The sequence below is a fragment of the Bacteroides sp. 3_1_23 genome (genome assembly GCF_000162555.1).
Classification (GTDB): domain Bacteria; phylum Bacteroidota; class Bacteroidia; order Bacteroidales; family Bacteroidaceae; genus Bacteroides; species Bacteroides ovatus.
This window is the reverse complement of record NZ_GG774949.1, coordinates 2,161,346-2,179,102: the sequence shown is the minus strand read 5'-3', so window position 1 is coordinate 2,179,102 and position 17,757 is coordinate 2,161,346. Positions and strand designations below refer to the sequence as shown.

Annotated in this window: 12 protein-coding genes and 2 pseudogenes; 11 read left to right on the top strand and 3 right to left on the bottom strand. The window is 42.8% G+C overall.

The window, feature by feature from the left end:
- Window positions 1–9 precede the first annotated feature (9 nt).
- Together HMPREF9010_RS15655 and HMPREF9010_RS15660 are read right to left on the bottom strand one after the other, a co-directional pair.
- Window positions 10–237 carry a ferredoxin family protein gene (locus HMPREF9010_RS15655; protein WP_004297419.1) on the bottom strand — a complete coding sequence of 76 codons (228 nt, stop codon included), beginning with the start codon at window positions 235–237 and terminating at the stop codon, window positions 10–12.
- A gap of 54 nt (window positions 238–291) precedes the next feature.
- Window positions 292–573 (bottom strand): tetratricopeptide repeat protein, encoded by a 282-nt coding sequence (locus HMPREF9010_RS15660; RefSeq protein ID WP_004307591.1) that lies wholly within the window; start codon window positions 571–573, stop codon window positions 292–294.
- Window positions 574–829: 256 nt separating this feature from the next.
- Here HMPREF9010_RS15660 and HMPREF9010_RS15665 point away from each other — a divergent pair, with 256 nt between their 5' ends.
- The 11 genes and pseudogenes from HMPREF9010_RS15665 to HMPREF9010_RS15705 all read left to right on the top strand — a co-directional run bounded on the left by HMPREF9010_RS15665 (window position 830) and on the right by HMPREF9010_RS15705 (window position 16,841).
- A complete protein-coding gene (locus HMPREF9010_RS15665; RefSeq protein WP_008648282.1) occupies window positions 830–1,378 on the top strand; it encodes an RNA polymerase sigma-70 factor in 549 nt (182 codons plus the stop codon).
- A 126-nt stretch (window positions 1,379–1,504) separates the two neighbouring features.
- Entirely contained in the window at window positions 1,505–2,482 is a 978-nt protein-coding gene (locus tag HMPREF9010_RS15670) for a FecR family protein (RefSeq protein ID WP_008648280.1), read from the top strand.
- Window positions 2,483–2,640: 158 nt separating this feature from the next.
- Complete coding sequence (locus tag HMPREF9010_RS15675) at window positions 2,641–5,967, top strand: TonB-dependent receptor (protein ID WP_008648278.1); 3,327 nt, start codon at window positions 2,641–2,643, stop codon at window positions 5,965–5,967.
- 12 nt (window positions 5,968–5,979) lie between these two features.
- Window positions 5,980–7,797, top strand: coding sequence for a RagB/SusD family nutrient uptake outer membrane protein (locus HMPREF9010_RS15680; protein WP_008648276.1), 1,818 nt, complete (start codon window positions 5,980–5,982; stop codon window positions 7,795–7,797).
- 31 nt (window positions 7,798–7,828) lie between these two features.
- Window positions 7,829–9,526, top strand: coding sequence for a DUF4979 domain-containing protein (locus tag HMPREF9010_RS15685; RefSeq protein ID WP_032852523.1), 1,698 nt, complete (start codon window positions 7,829–7,831; stop codon window positions 9,524–9,526).
- A 126-nt stretch (window positions 9,527–9,652) separates the two neighbouring features.
- Window positions 9,653–10,825, top strand: a pseudogene (locus tag HMPREF9010_RS26535) (glycoside hydrolase family 88 protein); the annotation flags it as partial.
- 18 nt (window positions 10,826–10,843) lie between these two features.
- Window positions 10,844–12,769: pseudogene (locus HMPREF9010_RS26530) on the top strand (alginate lyase family protein); the annotation flags it as partial.
- Between the two features lie 37 nt (window positions 12,770–12,806).
- Window positions 12,807–14,021, top strand: coding sequence for a GH92 family glycosyl hydrolase (locus tag HMPREF9010_RS26525; RefSeq protein WP_232284330.1), 1,215 nt, complete (start codon window positions 12,807–12,809; stop codon window positions 14,019–14,021).
- A 125-nt stretch (window positions 14,022–14,146) separates the two neighbouring features.
- The gene (locus HMPREF9010_RS15695) at window positions 14,147–14,992 is read left to right on the top strand and encodes a helix-turn-helix domain-containing protein (RefSeq protein WP_032852522.1); all 846 of its coding nucleotides are present in this window, start codon (window positions 14,147–14,149) and stop codon (window positions 14,990–14,992) included.
- Between the two features lie 152 nt (window positions 14,993–15,144).
- A complete protein-coding gene (locus HMPREF9010_RS15700) occupies window positions 15,145–16,218 on the top strand; it encodes an alpha/beta hydrolase (RefSeq protein ID WP_008648271.1) in 1,074 nt (357 codons plus the stop codon).
- A 53-nt stretch (window positions 16,219–16,271) separates the two neighbouring features.
- Window positions 16,272–16,841: a DapH/DapD/GlmU-related protein gene (locus tag HMPREF9010_RS15705; RefSeq protein WP_032852630.1), complete on the top strand. Its 570-nt coding sequence runs from the start codon at window positions 16,272–16,274 to the stop codon at window positions 16,839–16,841.
- A gap of 325 nt (window positions 16,842–17,166) precedes the next feature.
- Here the strand turns inward: HMPREF9010_RS15705 and HMPREF9010_RS0124305 are convergent, their stop codons facing one another.
- Complete coding sequence (locus HMPREF9010_RS0124305; protein ID WP_032852629.1) at window positions 17,167–17,604, bottom strand: DUF6078 family protein; 438 nt, start codon at window positions 17,602–17,604, stop codon at window positions 17,167–17,169.
- Window positions 17,605–17,757 lie beyond the last annotated feature (153 nt).

The window sequence follows — 17,757 nt, the reverse complement described above, 5'->3', positions numbered from 1 at the left end:
TCTTTTCTTTTATTCTACTTTTACTTTATACACTGAAATACATCCGTCCGGACAAACCGTTGCACACGAGCTGCATCCGTTACAGGTATCTTCCTTCACTTGCCAGGCATAGTTATAGCCTTTCATGTTTACCTCTTTATTGAGGGCGATTACATCGAGCGGACACGCCACTACACACAGGTTGCATCCTTTGCAACGCTCCGTGTCGACTACGATTGCTCCTTTGATTTTTGCCATAATCTTTATTTTATTACGTTATCTTTGAGTACGGTTATTGATTATACATCTCTTTTATTGATTGAACATATCCTTGTGGTAGAAGTTGAGGATATCTATTGCCATCTTCCTGGCCTGAACGGCAGGACTGTCCGGATTGATCTCGATGGCATACTGGTAGTTGTCCAGTGCCTGCTTCCAATCTCCTTTCTTTCGGTAGGCATTTCCCCGTAAATAGTAAAGAGTATCTTTCTCTTTTTCGACAGAACTGTCCTGGAGAAGCTGGTCCAATTGCTTAATCGCTGTGTCCACATCCCCCTGATTGATAAGCTCTTTTAGGTTGTCTATTTGCTCCATTTCTTTTCGTCTTTCGGGATTCTGAAACGCAAAGATAGTTTTTATTTATGTAAACAGGGCAAATGAGGACGGAAATTTGCAACGTTTTGAGTTTATTGCATATTCTATGAATATATAGTCAGGGGAAAAGAAAAACGATTCTCATCTTTTTTTGTTTATAACAAGAATATATCTATTTTTGTCGCCAACAATAAGATGAATCCTATTTTCTCTGATAATGGATTATTAATAGACTTTGGCCTTGTAGAATACTAAAATGAAAGATGAACATGTGAATGATATAAATAATTATCAGAAACTGTATATGCAATATGCACCTATGTTGTTGCGTTTTGCGGTGAAGTTTATTTCTCCTTTCTTTGCGGAAGATATTGTCCATGATGTATTTCTTAGAATATGGGACAAACAAGTATTTCTGTTATCAGAATCAGAGGTTAAAAATATATTGTTTGTTGCTGTCCGAAATGCTTGTATAGATCATTTGCGTCGTATTAGTTTGGAACAGGAGTTTGCCGACAAGCGTGCTATTCAGCTCAAATTAGATGAGTTGAGTTTTTATGACGGTGCTGATGAATTGTTTATGAGGAAAGACTTAATGGCACATGTGATGGCAAAAATAAATGAACTGCCCGAAAAGAGACGTGAAATCTTCCTCTTATCTTATATGGAAGGGCTTAAAGCGGCGGAAATTGCCGAGAGGTTAAACTTATCTACCCGGACAGTGGAAAACCAATTATACAGAACCTTACTTTTCTTACGGAAAGAGCTTCAGACTGCTTTCGTTTATCTATTCATGTTCGTTTAGTGCTGATTTGTTGCCATTCTTCGCAGTCCCGGAAAATAAAATTCAAAAAAATAAAGAAGTCGGTGAGTAATTCCTGCTGATTGCTCGTTACATATATAAAAACAGGAAAATAGTATCTATTTATATATGGAAAGCATGACTTCAGATTTAATAATAGGATTTTTGAAAGGCTCATTGAATGAGAAAGAGATCAATCAGTTTTATGATTGGGTGAATGAAACGCCTGAAAATAAAAAGATCTTTTTTGAGGCAAAGATGGTCTATGATGCTTGCTTGTCTAAAGGAAGTGATATCGATATGGATAAGAGCTGGCAGCGGCTACTGGAAAAGAAACAGAAACAGGCTTCGAGGAAAACATACACTCTCTTCCGGAAAGTTCAGGCTTATGCAGCGGTGGCGGTGATAGCTGTTGCTTTTACTTCCGTTCTCTTTTGGTGGTTGGGTGATGCTTCTTCCGTACCTGTTGCCCGATATGTTGGTGGCGATGGGATCGTAGCCGATAAAGTTGTTTTGCCAGACGGCACAGAAATCAGCATGGGTAGTCAGACTAACTTCCGCTATGATCCGCAATATGGAAAAGAAAAGCGTGTTGTTTATCTGGAAGGAGAAGCCTTCTTTAATGTAGCCAAGCAGAAAGACAAGCCTTTTATCGTAGTTGTGAACGGGCAGGAAATAGAAGCTTTAGGGACGAAATTTAATGTTGACGCTTATCCGTCTGATTCCGTGGTAACCACCACATTATTGGAAGGTTCCATTCGTTTGGTTAGTGAGAGGATCAGTTCTTCAACCGTTTTAACTCCGAATCAACAATATATATATCACAAAAACAAAGGTACTTATAAAGTGGCTCAAGTAGATGCTGCCCTTTACACCTCATGGATTTCCGGTTATTACTATTTCCACGAAGAGAATCTTGAAGGTATATTAGCCCGATTGGGAAATATATACGGTGTCAGTTTCCGGATACAGTCTGATAAGTTGAAAGAACGCCGGTTTACCGGGACTTTCTATCGGGGCCAAAACATCAAAGACATTTTGGATATAATTAATATTTCAATCCCGATTCGATATAGTATTAATAATCGGCAAGTGATAATTAATTGAGCCGTATAATCTAATAAAACATTATTATGAACAGTAGTTAGCCTTAAAAAAAGAGAAGAAGATTTTGGCGAATCCTCTTCTCTCCGAGAGATGCACGCATCTCCTAAATTAAACTTCCTTCGAACGGAATAGTATTTAATCTTAAAACTTACAAATGTATGAATAAACAGCCTATTGTCTATGGGTTTGCCCTAAAAAGAAGCATAAAAAATACAAAAATAACCTTTGCTGTTTTGTTGTTATTTATTCTGCAGGGCATAGTTGGTAACGTGTATGCGCAGGAAAAGAAAATATCGATATCAGTAAAAAATGAAAAACTCGAGACTGTGTTACGAATGGTAGAAAAGCAGACCAACTATTTGTTTTTCTATGATTCGGACGAAATCAACAAGCAACAACGAATCACAATTAATCAAACGAACAGTTCCTTGAAAGATGTCCTGGATGCGGTTGCAAGTAAGACCAACTTGTCATATACCATTAAAGGACGTCATATCATTTTGGCTAAAAAGCCCAACGTCTCTTCTACAAACAAAGACGGACGCGCAAGCGGTTCGGAAAAGAAGATAACAGGTATCGTAAAAGATGAAGCAGACCTTCCTGTGGTGGGGGCTAATGTGATCGTTCCCCGAACAAAAAAGGGAGTGATAACGGATATGAACGGTAATTTCTCTTTGGAAGTAGCAGCAGGGGATGAAGTTGAAATCTCTTATCTTGGTTACACGACACAAAAAATAAAAATATCCGCTCAAAACTTTCTGAATGTTGTATTGCGTGAAGATGCGAAGTCATTGAACGAAGTAGTGGTGGTAGGTTACGGCTCTGTAAAAAAGTCCGACCTGACTGGTTCTGTTGCTTCTGTCTCCAATACAACTCTGCTTAGAGGTGGGAAAACGAACTCCGCAGGTGCGTTGCAAGGAGAGTTGTCCGGTGTGACCATCACACGTTCGAATAACAAACCGGGTGGAGGCTACGATATAAAGATTCGTGGTATCAACTCTATCACCGCCTCTTCGTCTCCTTTGATTGTCATTGACGGGGTTCCCGGTGGTAATCTGGATTTTGTCAATCCGGACGATATTGAAAAGATTGACGTCCTGAAGGATGCTTCGGCAACGGCTATTTATGGTTCCAGTGGCGCAAACGGTGTAATCATCGTAATGACCAAAAGAGGACAGACTGGTAAGCCGAAAATTTCCTATAACGGTTATGTTGGTGTGAGATCTTATACAAACTTGCCCGATATGATGTCCGGTGACGAATATGTGCAGCTGGCGAGAGAGGCTACCCGTGGCGGAGCTCCCAACTATATTTATAAGAGAGACGAACAAATTTTTACCGACCCGTCCGAATTGCAGGCGGTGAAAGAAGGTAAATATTTCGATTGGTTGGACGCTGTATCCAGTCCTGCCTTTATGACAAACCATAGCTTGTCGGCAATTGGTGGCACGGAAGCTGTGAAATACGGTTTCTCTGGCGGCTATTATTTCGAAGATGGTATGATTCAGCCGCAAGAATATACACGCTACAACTTGCGTTCGGTAATAGACATCACTATTAATAAGCATATTTCTTTCGGAGGAAGTATGTATGCGGTTCACAGTATTCGTGAAAAAGGTAACTGGGACTTGTTGCGTGATGTGTTCCGTATGCGTCCTACTCAACATCCGAATAGCTTGGTGACAGGTGAGGAGATATGGAAATATTCCGGCAATAATCTTTTCAATCCGTTGGTTACTTCTCAAAACCAACGCTCACAAGTGAAGAGCCTCAACCTGCAAAGCAATATTTATCTTAAAATAACACCTATTGAGAATTTGGAGCTTACTTCTTCATTTTCTCCCTATTTTACACAGACTTCCATGGGGGATTATATCGGAGTGTGGACAAAAGCACAGCAGGGAACTGCCAAAGGTGCTAAGGCGAATGCGACGAAAGATAATTCATTGAGTTGGATTTGGGATAATATTGTGAACTATACTTGGAAGAAGTCCGTTCATTCTATTACTGCGACCGGAGTGTTCTCCGCTCAAAAGTATCAGTACGACAGATTGTATGGTGCAAGCAAGGACTTGTCTTTTAATTCACTTTGGTATAACCTGAATGGGGGAGCTATCGAGAGTTTGAGCTCCAATTTCAGCCAGTGGACGATGATGTCTTATGTAGGTAGAATCAACTATGGGCTGATGGATAGATATTTGCTTACAGCCAGCTTGCGCTATGATGGTTCTTCACGTTTGTCCGAAGGAAATAAATGGGCGCTTTTCCCTTCCGCAGCTATTGCGTGGAGAATCACTGAAGAAGACTTTGCCAAGAATCTGGATTGGTTGTCCAACCTGAAACTGCGTTTCAGCTATGGTCAGGCGGGAAATACCAACTCTGTGTCTCCTTATGCATCCGAAGGTACCATTTCGGGGTCTGTATATTATCCGTTCGGAACGTCTACTTCCGTAGGAAATCTTCCTGCCAACATTGCCAATCCGATGCTGACTTGGGAGCGTACTTCAGAATATAACGTAGGTCTTGATTTCGGTTTCTTAAACCAACGGATTTCGGGTAACATTGAGTACTACAATCGTACTACCAATGACCTGTTGATGAAACGTAATATTCCTGTTCATTTGGGTTATTCGTCGGTTACTTCGAATGTAGGTTCCGTAAGAAACAGCGGATTTGAGTTGCAGTTGAATACCGCGAATATCATGACCAAGAACTTTGCCTGGAATACGACCATCAACCTGGCTTACAACAAAAACGAAATCGTAAGTCTGGCTGACGAAGAAGATCTTAGCAATTATTCCATTCATCTGCAAGGCATGAGAGGACGCTATTCTGACAAGCGTTTCATCGGTAAGCCGGTAGATACGAACTGGACTCAAAATACAATTGGCGTATGGCAGTTGGGAGAAGAAGAAGAGGCTGCAAAATATGGTTGTGTACCGGGTAACTTCAAGATTAAAGACTATAACAATGACGGCAAGCTGACGGACGATGACTATATCATCGACGGCAAGAGAACACCGGACTGGACAGGAGGTATGACAAATATGTTCAAGATCTATGATTTCGACTTTTCATTCCACATGTATTTCCAGGCGGGAGCCACACAGTACGACCGTTTCTTTGAGAACTTCGCATTAGAATGGAATAGCCAGAACTTCAACAATCTGCGGACTAATTATTGGACGCCGGAGAATCCTTCGAATACCATGGGACGTCCCTCACAAATGGGTTCCAGAGGTAATATCGCCTATGAAAGAACAGACTTCCTGAAAGTTTCCTATATCACGTTGGGATATACTTTAAACAAGAGACTGATGTCAAAATGGGGACTGGATAACGCCCGCATCTATGTGACTGTACAGAATCCTTTCATTCTTACGAAGTTCAGAGGTCTTGATCCCGAACAGCCTGATCTTACTAACATTGGAGATACGGACGGTATGACTATGAATGCTTTACTTGGTGTTAATATTTCATTTTAAAAAAACAGATCTATGATAAACAAAAGATATTTGAAGTATACGCTTCTGTTATTTACTTTTGGAATGACTGCTTGTTCTGATTTTCTGGACGAAGTGAACCATTCCAGCCAGTCAGCGGACAAATACTATCAGACAAAGGGTGGATATGAGAGTCTGATTGTAGGTTGCTACTCAAACTTGAAAAATATCTATAATACGACTACTTATCAGATATTTACACAACAAGGTACGGATGTCTTCACACAGAATTATCCGACGGAAGTAGCGGCAATGAATCAGTATACCACTACTTATCAGTCAAATAACGGTACGATTTATGCGATGTGGAGTTCTTATTTCAATGCGTTGAACAATGTAAATGCTGCTATCGATCGTTCGAAGAGTGTCATTTTGAAGACAGACGACCCTGATGGAATAGAACCCAGTGCGTTGACGCAGCTTGTGGCTGAAGCCAAAGCGTTGAGAGCCTGGTATTTGTTTGAGATTGTGAGGAATTGGGGACAGGGACCGTTGAAAATCAACGAGTCTAAAGAGCCGAGCTATACTGTCGAGTATTCGAATGGCGCCGCTTTCTACCAGCAGATTTTTACAGATTTGGAAGAAGCCATTAGTGTTCTTCCCTGGCGTCAAACGGGTTCCAACTACGGACGCATGTCCAAAGCTGCTGCGAAGCATATCCGGGCGTTGGCTTATCTGACACGTGGTTATGAAGAGTATGCCGATCCGAAGGATTTTGAAAACGCATTCAAGGATGCGGAAGATGTGTATCTTAATTCCGGACATAAGCTGTTGGATGGCTATGCGATGGTTCATCGTCAGTCGAATGAGATAAACGATGAAATTATTTTCCCTATTGGTTTTGCTGACGGAGCTAACTACAACACCAATATCTGGAATCAATGGTATATGATGCCTTATGCTATTGGCGGATGGCTGGGATTGGGCAAAGACAGTTATTATGGTAATGCGAGTATGCATGTGGAGGCGATTCCTACTAAATTTGCTTATATGATGTATGACTGGCAGAAAGACAGACGTCCTTCTGTGACCTTTATGAGTCCTTTGAATGGTAATGCGAGTACTTCCACAGACGGAAAGGATGCAGGCAAGAACTGGTTCCAGTGTACTACTCCTGTAGATGGAGTGTTCGCCAAAGGCGATAAGATTATCTATTTCCCGGTACCTACCGATCCTGAATATAAGTATTGGGCTGAAACGGACAAGAATGGAGTAAGATACAAAGTGTTCAACTATCCGATGGGAGAGGAGACAAATTGGGCGAATGATGATTACTACAAACACGCTTATCAGACGACGAATTCAACTTCTCGTACCTGTCTTCCTATCTGGAAATTCAAAGATGGAAACGCGGAGTATAGGGAAGACGAATCCGGTTCGGGGACGCGTGATATCTATCTCTTCCGTTTGGCGGAAACTTGTCTGATTGCAGCGGAAGCGGCAGTGATGAATAACAACGATCAGGCTAATGCCGAAAAATATATTAACTACGTTGTTTCCCGTGCTGAAAAACATTCTCCGCAGGGTGGGCTTTCTCGTTATTCCAATGTCACGATAGATAATATTTTGGACGAAAGAGCAAAGGAACTCCTTGGTGAAGGATCACGCTGGAACGACTTGCAACGCACCGGCAAACTGGCTGAACGTGTGTTGAAGTACAACTGGGATGTTTCCAACATCTATGGTGGGACAATCAAGACTACCTTGACGCAAGAGTCGTTTGAGAGTAAGTTTAAATTGCGTCCGATTCCTTTGCAGTGGCTGAACTCTTTGTCCAACGGTCACGAATTGGGTAATAATCCGGGTTGGTAATCGAATGTTGAACCTTTAAAATGATATTCATATGAAAATGAAATATATACTACCGATATTATGCTTGTTGTTTACGTTTGTTTCGTGTCAGGAAGATAATACGCCTCCGCCGCCCAATCCGAATCCCAACTATACGGAAGTGGGACCTTCTATGGAGTTCGTTCATCCCGGTATTCTACACACGACAGCTTCCATTACCCGGATGCAGAACTTTGTGAATGGGAATGTTTCTCCTGCAATAGATTGTTACAGACTGTTGCAACAGAGTCCTTTGCCTTCGTCTACTTATGAGATTCAAGGCCCTTTCACGGTTATTTCACGTTTCGGACAGAACACTTCGGCGACCAAGACTCCGAGCGAAGAAGATCACGAAGCTGCTTATCTGAACGCTATTATGTGGTGTATTACCCAGAATCCGGCGCACGCTCAAAAGTCGATTGAGATATTGAACGCTTATGCCGGCACATTGCGTGAGATTGACATGAGTGATAATGACGCTCCCCTGTGCGCTGCTTTGCAGGGATTTCTTCTTGCTAATGCCGCTGAACTGATGAGACATACTTATCCTTCGGTATCAGATACGGATGTCAAGTCCTGGGAGAATATGTTTCGTAACGTATTTATTCCGGTATTGAGAAACTTCTTTGCCAAATCTCCTTATGCAAACGGCAACTGGGGAACCGCTGCTATCAAGGCTTTTATGGCATTCGGTATCTTTTTGGATGACGAAAGTTTCTATAACGAAGCGGTGACGTTTTTCTATGAGGGGCACGACAACGGAAGTTTGACGAACTATATTATGGAGAGCGGACAGTGTCAGGAAAGTGGACGTGACCAAAATCACACGATGCTGGGAATAGGCCATCTGGCAGAAGCCTGCGAAATTGCTTATAATCAGGGCAACGAGACGCTTTGGAGCGCATCGGAAAACAGACTAATGAAAGGGTATGAGTATACAGCTAAGTATAATCTTGGATACGATGTGCCTTTTGAGCCTTTCACGGATGTGACAGGAGTGAGATGGAATAATATCTCTGATGACGATAGAGGAAAATTCCGACCGGTATTTGAGATTGCTTACAATCATTACGTAACTCGCAAAGGTCTGGAAATGCCGTATACGCAACAGGTGATATCCAGAATCTCTCCGGAAGGGGATGCAATGTGGTGTGACCATCCGGGATATGGGACACTACTGTTCCGTACAGAATCGGGTATGCCGCCGAGTGAAGGAGCTATTGATGCGAAAGGAAGCGAATGGTCGGTAATAACGAGTGGTGCAACAGAAAAAAATGATGGAGATAATTTGGTTGTGACGCCGGCTAAATCTGGTGAAAAATACAGAGGAGATATACAGAACGATTTGACATTGCATGTAGGTAATTATCCGGTTATTGCAATTGTAATAGAAGGATTGCCGGAGAAGAAAGCGATAACATTCGATTCTCCTACTAATGGTTATGGGTCTTTTGTGAATGATAAAAGTAATCAATACGGACTTAACTCACATTCAATTATTGAAAAAGATTATGGTACCGTTTATTATTGGGATCTGACTAAAGGTACCTTCACCGGAAATCCAATACCTACTGATAAATCATTTGATATGACTGTTAAAATAAAACTTGCAGATATGGTTTATTCGGGTACTGTGACACCTTATACTATTAAATGGACGAAATCCTTTAGAAACGAGGCAGAACTGATTAAATATTTGAAAGAAAACTAATCACCTTCCAATTATAAGGTAAAAAAATAGGTAAAAAGAGGATAAAGGGAGGGTGTGTCTTGAGTTACTGTAGACTTTTGATACACCCTCTTGTTATTATATACATCATTAAAATATAGGTAAATGATAAAGAAAAGAATACTCTCTTTGTGGATAAGTTTATGCGTTATCTGTATAGCCGGTGCCCAAGAAAAAGAACTGGCTTACTGTAACCGGCAAATACATAAAACATTGAAAGCGATAGGAACTTCTTCGAAACTTCCGAGAGCTATTGAAGCCGGTAAGTCATCGTGGGATATGGTGAGTCCCCACGACTGGACAAGCGGATTTTTTCCGGGAGTCCTGTGGTATGATTACGAATACAGTCATGAGCCGGAGATAAAGGAAAAAGCTATTCATTTTACAAAATTGCTGGAGTCTCTGTCGGGCAAAGTTACCAGTCACGATATGGGATTTCAAATGTTTTGTAGCTACGGTCATGCTTATCGTCTAACGAAAGATGACTATTACAAAGATATCCTGTTGAAAAGTGCGGACGAACTGGCAAAACTTTACAATCCCCGTGTAGGTACTATCTTATCATGGCCTTGGAAAGTGAAAGAAAGCAATTGGCCTCATAACACGATTATCGACAACATGATGAATCTGGAACTTCTTTTCTGGGCTGCCAAGAATGGAGGAGGGAAGAGGCTCTATGATATCGCTTTGTCTCATGCTCGTGTGACGAAAGCTAACCATTTCCGTACAGACGGTTCTTGTTACCATGTAGCTATCTACGATACCATTTCCGGAAAACTCATCAAAGGAATCACCCATCAAGGATATAGCGATGCTTCGATGTGGGCGCGCGGACAGGCATGGGCTATCTACGGATATACGATGGTCTATCGTGAAACACGTGACAAAGAATATCTTCGCTTTGCCGAAAAAGTGGCAGACCTCTACATCCGTCGCCTGCCTGCCGACTTGATCCCTTATTGGGACTTCGATGCTCCCGATATCCCAACCGCTCCCAGAGATGCTTCGGTAGCGGCAGTTGTTGCTTCAGCTTTATTGGAACTGTCGACGCTGGAAGACGATAAGGAGCGGGCAGATAAATATTATAAATTGGCGGAGAAGATGCTCCGCAACCTTTCTACGAAGAAGTATCAAAGCCGTGATAAGAATCCTGCTCTTCTGCTGCACTCTACCGGACACTATCCAGCCGACGATGAGATAGATGCCTCTATTATCTATGCTGATTATTATTACATTGAAGCACTCATGAGATGGAAGAAGATACGTGCCGGACAATCTTTGTCCGAAGCGAACAAGTTCATGCATCCGGGTATTCTCCATACGAAAGAGAGCCTGGAGAGGATGAAATATTACGTAGATCACCGGATAGAGCCGGCTTACAGTTCTTACCGATTGCTCGAAGCTGATTCTTGTGCTTCGTCCACTTATCAGATGCAAGGCCCTTTTGAGGTGATAGCCCGCTTGGGAGTGAACAAACATACCAAACGCCCTAGTGAAGACGATCATAAGGCAGCTTATCTCAACGCCTTGATGTGGACCCTTACCGGAGATGAAGCCCACGCCCGCAAGTCGATAGAGATATTGAATGCTTACAGCACCACGCTGAAACTGATAGGTCAGAACGACAATGACGACCCACTATGCGCCTCTCTACAAGGCAGTATGTTGGCGAACGCGGCAGAACTAATTAAACATACTTATTCCAAAGTCACTCCGGCGGAGATTGCCGGTTGGGAGAAGATGTTGCGAACGGTATTCATTCCTGTATTAGACACTTTCTTCAAGGCGAAACCATATACAAACGGCAACTGGGGGGCTGCTGCTACCAAAGCATACATGGCTTTCGGCATTTTCCTCGAAGATGAGGCTCTCTACAATCAGGCAGTTCACTTCTATTACAACGGGCACGACAACGGAACGATTAAGAATTATATCGGCGAGAACGGACAGTGTCAGGAGAGCGGTCGCGATCAAGACCACGTGATGTTCGGCTTAGGTAATTTGGCGGAAGCCTGCGAAACCGCTTACAATCAGGGGGATGAGAAGATGTACGCCGCTCTTGACAACCGTTTGTTGACCGGTTACGAATATACAGCGAAATATAACTTGGGAGAATCCGTTCCCTTTATTACGTGGACTGATATTTCGGGCCGATATTGCAACTGGCAAACTATCTCGGACAAATTACGGGGAGTGTTTCGGCCAATCTATGAGATCGTATACAATCATTACGTCACCCGCAAGGGATTGGATATGCCGTATACTCGCCGGGTTCTCTCCAAGATGTCAGCAGAGGGCGCTTCCAAATGGTGTGATGGCCCCGGCTATGGAACATTGTTCTTCCGGACGGACATGGATGATGATTATATTCGATATGCTGATCCATTCGTTGGTACCTCCGACAACGGACATACCTTTCCCGGAGCCTGTGTACCTTTCGGTTTCATTCAAGCAAGCTCCGAAACGGGCAATGACGAATGGAAGTATTGTAGCGGATATAACTTTGCGGATGATTCCCTTATCGGTTTCGCCCAGACACATTTGAGTGGGACGGGGTGTCCCGATTTGGGAGACGTTCTTCTATTGCCTTTCAGTGGGGAAGTGAAAGACGGAGTCTATAGAAGCAAGTTTGATAAAAAATCCGAAAAGGCGTCTCCCGGATACTATTCCGTCCGACTGACGGATGCTGCTGTGGACGTGGAATTGACCTCCACGCAGCGTACCGCTTTCCATCGTTACGTTTATCATTCTGCTGCTCCTGCCCGTTTACTGGTAGACCTCCAGAACGGGATCGTTTGGGATAAAGAACGGCTGAAGACGCATGTCTTGTCTGCTGAAATGGATATGCCCGATAATCATACCATCACAGGTCATCAAGTGGTAGAAAATTGGGTAAAGCGACAATACTATTATGTGCTCTCTTTTGACAAACCGTATGTTGTACGTGAAGTGCTTCCGTCGGCAGGAGGGGAGAAGGCGAAACGACTTATTCTTGATTTCGACCTTGCTGAAGGTGATACGCTGCAAGTGAAAATAGCGCTCTCTTCCGTTTGCTTGGAAGGCGCGAAAGCGGCGTTAGCGAAAGAGAATCCGGGATGGGACTTCGATAAGATTCGTATGGAGGCCCGCCGACAATGGAACAACTTGTTTGATCGGGTAAAGGTGACGGGTAGCGACGAACAGAAAAAGAATTTTTATACTTCGCTTTATCACCTGTTTATCCAGCCCAACGACATGGCGGACACGGACGGACGTTATCGGGGTGCTGACGATAAAGTGTATACCGTCAAAGACGGGCTCTTATTATTCCACGCTTTCCCTTTGGGACACCTATCGTGCAGCTCATCCCTTGTACACCATTCTCTCCCCGGAGCGGGTGGACGGAATGATACAGAGTATGCTCGAACACTATCGCACGATGGGGTATCTTCCTATCTGGGCATTGTGGGGAAAAGAGGCACATTGCATGATAGGCAATCATGCTATCCCTGTCATCGTGGACGCCTATCTGAAAGGTTTCCGGGGATTTGACGTGGAAGAGGCGTATGCCGCTATCCGTGGAAGTTCTACCGTAAGCCATCAACATTCGGACTGGGAGGTTTATGATCGTTATGGATATTATCCTTTCGACATCATCCCCAAAGAGTCGGTTTCCCGTACATTAGAGTCCGCCTATGATGATTATTGTGTAGCCCGCATGGCGAAATCTTTAGGAAAAGAGAAAGATTATGCTTATTTCTCCCGCCGGGCTTCCTACTACAAGAATCTGTTGGATCCCTCTACGACTATGATGCGGGGAAAGGATTCGAAAGGAAAATGGCGTACACCTTTTAATACATTCTTATTGTCTCATGCTGCTACTTCCGGCGGAGATTATACAGAAGGAAATGCCTGGCAATATACTTGGCACGTGCAACATGACGTGGAGGGATTAATCGATTTACTCGGAGGCAAAGAGAAGTTCGTTAACAAACTGGATTCTTTATTCTTTTTAGAATCATCCGCAGAAAATACAGGGTTCACGCAAGACGTAACCGGACTTATCGGACAATATGCACATGGCAATGAACCCAGTCATCATGTAGCTTATTTGTATAACTATGCCGGACAACCTTATAAAACCCAACAGCTCATTCGTGAAATCTTTGACCGTTTTTACCTCCCCAAACCGGATGGATTGTGTGGAAATGATGATTGTGGACAAATGTCAGCATGGTATATCTTCTCTGCAATGGGGTTCTATCCGGTGAATCCGATTGGGGGAGAATATATATTGGGAGCACCACAGGTGGAAGAAGTTACTATTTCATTACCGAATGATAAAACGTTCACGATGCAAGCAAAAGGATTGTCGAATGAGAATAAGTATGTGAAGTCGGTAACGTGGAATGGCGAACCCGTTGAGAATTTCAGGATACATCATTCGGAAATTATGAAGGGAGGGGAGTTGGTTTTTGTGATGACCGATAAATATTGAGTGTTTTCGATTAGTTATCATGTAACTAATGTTTCTACTCACACAAATAAAAGGATAATGAGCCGTTAAGAAACAGAATTCTTTTGTTACATTTGCGATTGGAAATTAAAAAAACACTCAATGTTATGACTAAAGGCGATGCGGAACAAGTAGAACCAATGAAGCTTATATTCAATTATAACAATGTATTTTACAGCTTCTATTATGATGACCTTGGCGGTTGTATACACCGTTCTCGTGAATATGCTATCAACTATGTGTATTCAGGTGAGATGATTCTCGATAATGGAAAAGAACAAATTCATGTCAGAAAAGGCGAATGTGTCTTTATCCCCCGCGATCATCATATAACAATGTATAAGAGAACGTACAACGGTGAGCGGTATTGTGGTATTTTCCTGATGTTTACACGTCGTTTTTTACGTGAGATGTATCGCAAATTGGGACAGCGGAGAGTACCCGTCAATACTCCAAAACTTGATTCGGATGTGATAAAACTGCCCCAAACGGTGGAACTCGCAAGCCTTTTCGCTTCAATGACACCTTATTTCAATCCTGAAGTAAAACCGAAAGATGATTTTATGAATCTGAAGATACAGGAAGGTCTGCTCGCTTTGTTGGATATAGATGAACGGTTTGCCCCGACGCTTTTCGATTTCAACGAGCCGTGGAAAATAGATATTCTGGAATTTATGAGCGAGAACTACATGTATGAGTTCACAATGGAGGAAATGGCTCATTATACCGGGCGCAGCCTTGCCACGTTCAAGCGGGACTTCAAGAAGATAAGTGACCTGACACCTGAAAAGTGGCTTATTCGCAAGCGTCTTGAGGTGGCTTACAACAAGATGAAGGAAGGCGGTAAAAAGGTTGTGGACGTCTACGCAGAAGTAGGGTTTAAGAATCCTTCCCATTTTTCAACCGCATTCAAGAAACAATATGGTATATCACCGACCGCCATATTTGCATAGAATTCTTATTTGTGTAAATCGGGATAGTTTTATATTGAGCTTTTGAGCAATACTATTTGAGCCTCACAGCAATGCCGCTGTGGGGCTTTTGCTTTACCTTTGCGCTGTAAAATAAGAAAGAATAATTCAACAACCATTTAAGTAATAGCAGAATGAAAACAACGAATCTTACATCCGTGGCAATCGCAGCCTTGTTAGGAACCGTCATGCTTGCGGGCGCAGGTTGCACAAATAGTAAAACAAATCAAGAAACAAGTGATAATATGGAAACATTGAATCTTACTCAAGAATGGGATAAGAAATTCCCGCAAAGTGACAAGGTAAACCACCGCAAGGTGACGTTTAAGAACCGTTACGGCATCATACTTGCTGCCGACCTCTACGAACCCAAGAATGTTGAAGGCAAACTCGCTGCCATAGCTGTGAGCGGTCCTTTCGGAGCTGTAAAGGAACAGGCATCCGGTCTTTATGCACAGACAATGGCGGAACGTGGGTTCCTTACTCTTGACCCCTCATATACCGGTGAGAGTGGCGGTGAACCTCGTAATGTAGCTTCACCGGACATCAATACCGAAGATTTCAGCGCAGCAGTCGATTTTCTCACAGCATTGCCTGATGTGGATGCAGAGCGCATCGGGATTATTGGTATCTGTGGTTTCGGTGGGATGGGACTAAATGCTGCTGCTATGGATACACGTATTAAGGCTACAGTGGCTTCGACGATGTACGATATGAGCCGTGTGAATGCTAATGGTTATTTCGACGCAGAGGATAGTGCCGACGACCGCAACAAAAAAAGGGAGATGATGAATGTTATCCGTACCCGTGACGCGCAGAGTGGTACAATCACTCCCGGTGTCCCTGGGTTGCCTGACAGCATCACCGGTGAAGAGCCACAATTCGTCAAGGATTATTTCGATTATTACAAGACTAACCGTGGTTTCCACGTTCGCTCTATCAATTCCAATGGTGCATGGAGTCCTACGATGACGCTGTCTTTTATCAATATGCCGCTATTAGCTTATATTCATGAGATTTCCCGCCCCGTACTTCTTATTCATGGTGAAAATGCCCATTCGCGTTATTTCAGTGAGGATGCTTTCAAAAAGTTGACAGGTGATAATAAAGAATTGATGATTATCCCTGGAGCGAACCATACTGATCTCTACGACCGTACGATTCCTTTCGACAAATTGGAGGACTTCTTCAGAAAGAACCTGAAATAATAAATTATGAGTAAACAGTAGTAATAGCTATATACAATTAAAACAATTAAATGATGAACGATATTTTTGCAAAAGACTTGAGCGGTGAGATGGTCTCACCTGATGAACCGGGTTATGATGAACTGATTGCGGATATTTTCGCTACCATAAAGACTGCAACCGAGATGAACACGGGGTATCGTACGCCTGAAGAGGTGCATGAATATATGGAACGTATTCTTGACAAAGAACTGGATGCAACCACCACTGTCCTGCCGCCACTCTACATTGATTATGGTAAACCTGTCAAAATTGGTAAGCGATGTTTCATCCAGCAATGCTGCACGTTTTTCGGACGAGGTGGTATTACGATTGGTAATGATGTGTTTATCGGGCCGAAAGTCAACTTGATAACTATTAATCATGATCCGGATCCGGATAACCGCAGTGCCACATACGGACGTCCGATTGTGATTGAAGACAAGGTGTGGATTGGCATAAATTCGACCATACTTCCAGGTGTAAGGATTGGCTATGGAGCGATAGTGGGAGCCGGTAGCGTGGTAACTAAAGATGTTCCGGCGATGACAATCGTAGCCGGCAATCCGGCACGAATCATCAAAAAGATAGAAACAAGCGAATAATATAATGGCTGTTTCCTGATGAAATAGAAATTATACCTGAAGAAACTGTAATTAATAAAGGTGCGTTCTAACTCTAATGAAGGTAAGGTGGTTGAAATAAATATCTTATCTTTTTCTCTTCAAATTCCTCTCACCTCTTCAACATCTTCTGCATCGCTTTGTTCATCGGTGATAGCGGGTGAAGGCCTAAGCTTCACCTGCCTTTTCATCAGGGTTTCTTTTGTTTTCAACTAGTTCCATTTTTTGTTTCATACCTTGAAACGAATGGTTTCTAGCGCTTGAAACAAAAAGTTTCAGCAGGCTGGAAACTAGTTAGAACGCAGCTTTACCAATTATACTCATCCGTGTAACTGTCCAAGACCGGTTCTTCGGTGATACCTTTCCGGTGAAAAAGTTGGCGGATATAGTTTTGATCTGCGGGGCTTAGGAAGCGTTCTTCGCGATAAAAGCGATAGTAAAGAGTTTTTCCGAAATGCCCGATCAGTTGTTGCTTGATGTTTGTTCCGTCCTTATAAGGTACGTTGTCCAGCAGGTGGCTGATACCCCATGCCACATGTATCTTTTCTGCGTTTTGGAAGTGAGGACAGTCAATGCCGGTGGCCGGAATACACATTGGGTTTACGATGCTGATGTAGGACGTGTCAGCGGTAGTGAGAAGTGCAGCCACCCGACGCAGGCAGTTACAAGCTTTCGGACATTGCTCGTTGTAGCAGCGGGCGTAGTTGAAAGGGACTGTTTTGTTTTTTAATTTATTGTCGTTCATTTTATATTGTATATTACATACATAATTGACAAAGGTAGTGCTTTTATTGTGGAAAGGTACAGTTTGAAAAAGAAAAAACGTGAAAGTAAGCGTCTCCGCGATTCTATCTTGTCGCCCTTTTTTCATTCTTATATTTTTGCTATGTATAAAAAT

Excerpts from the sequence above, each read along its gene's own strand:
- HMPREF9010_RS15655 (WP_004297419.1), bottom strand. The coding sequence starts at position 237 with ATGGCAAAAATCAAAGGAGCAATCGTAGTCGACACGGAGCGTTGCAAA.
- HMPREF9010_RS15700 (WP_008648271.1), top strand. The coding sequence starts at position 15,145 with ATGAAAACAACGAATCTTACATCCGTGGCAATCGCAGCCTTGTTAGGA.
- HMPREF9010_RS15660 (WP_004307591.1), bottom strand. The coding sequence starts at position 573 with ATGGAGCAAATAGACAACCTAAAAGAGCTTATCAATCAGGGGGATGTG.
- HMPREF9010_RS15695 (WP_032852522.1), top strand. The coding sequence starts at position 14,147 with ATGACTAAAGGCGATGCGGAACAAGTAGAACCAATGAAGCTTATATTC.
- HMPREF9010_RS15665 (WP_008648282.1), top strand. The coding sequence starts at position 830 with ATGAAAGATGAACATGTGAATGATATAAATAATTATCAGAAACTGTAT.
- HMPREF9010_RS15675 (WP_008648278.1), top strand. The coding sequence starts at position 2,641 with ATGAATAAACAGCCTATTGTCTATGGGTTTGCCCTAAAAAGAAGCATA.
- HMPREF9010_RS15705 (WP_032852630.1), top strand. The coding sequence starts at position 16,272 with ATGAACGATATTTTTGCAAAAGACTTGAGCGGTGAGATGGTCTCACCT.
- HMPREF9010_RS0124305 (WP_032852629.1), bottom strand. The coding sequence starts at position 17,604 with ATGAACGACAATAAATTAAAAAACAAAACAGTCCCTTTCAACTACGCC.
- HMPREF9010_RS15670 (WP_008648280.1), top strand. The coding sequence starts at position 1,505 with ATGGAAAGCATGACTTCAGATTTAATAATAGGATTTTTGAAAGGCTCA.
- HMPREF9010_RS15680 (WP_008648276.1), top strand. The coding sequence starts at position 5,980 with ATGATAAACAAAAGATATTTGAAGTATACGCTTCTGTTATTTACTTTT.
- HMPREF9010_RS15685 (WP_032852523.1), top strand. The coding sequence starts at position 7,829 with ATGAAAATGAAATATATACTACCGATATTATGCTTGTTGTTTACGTTT.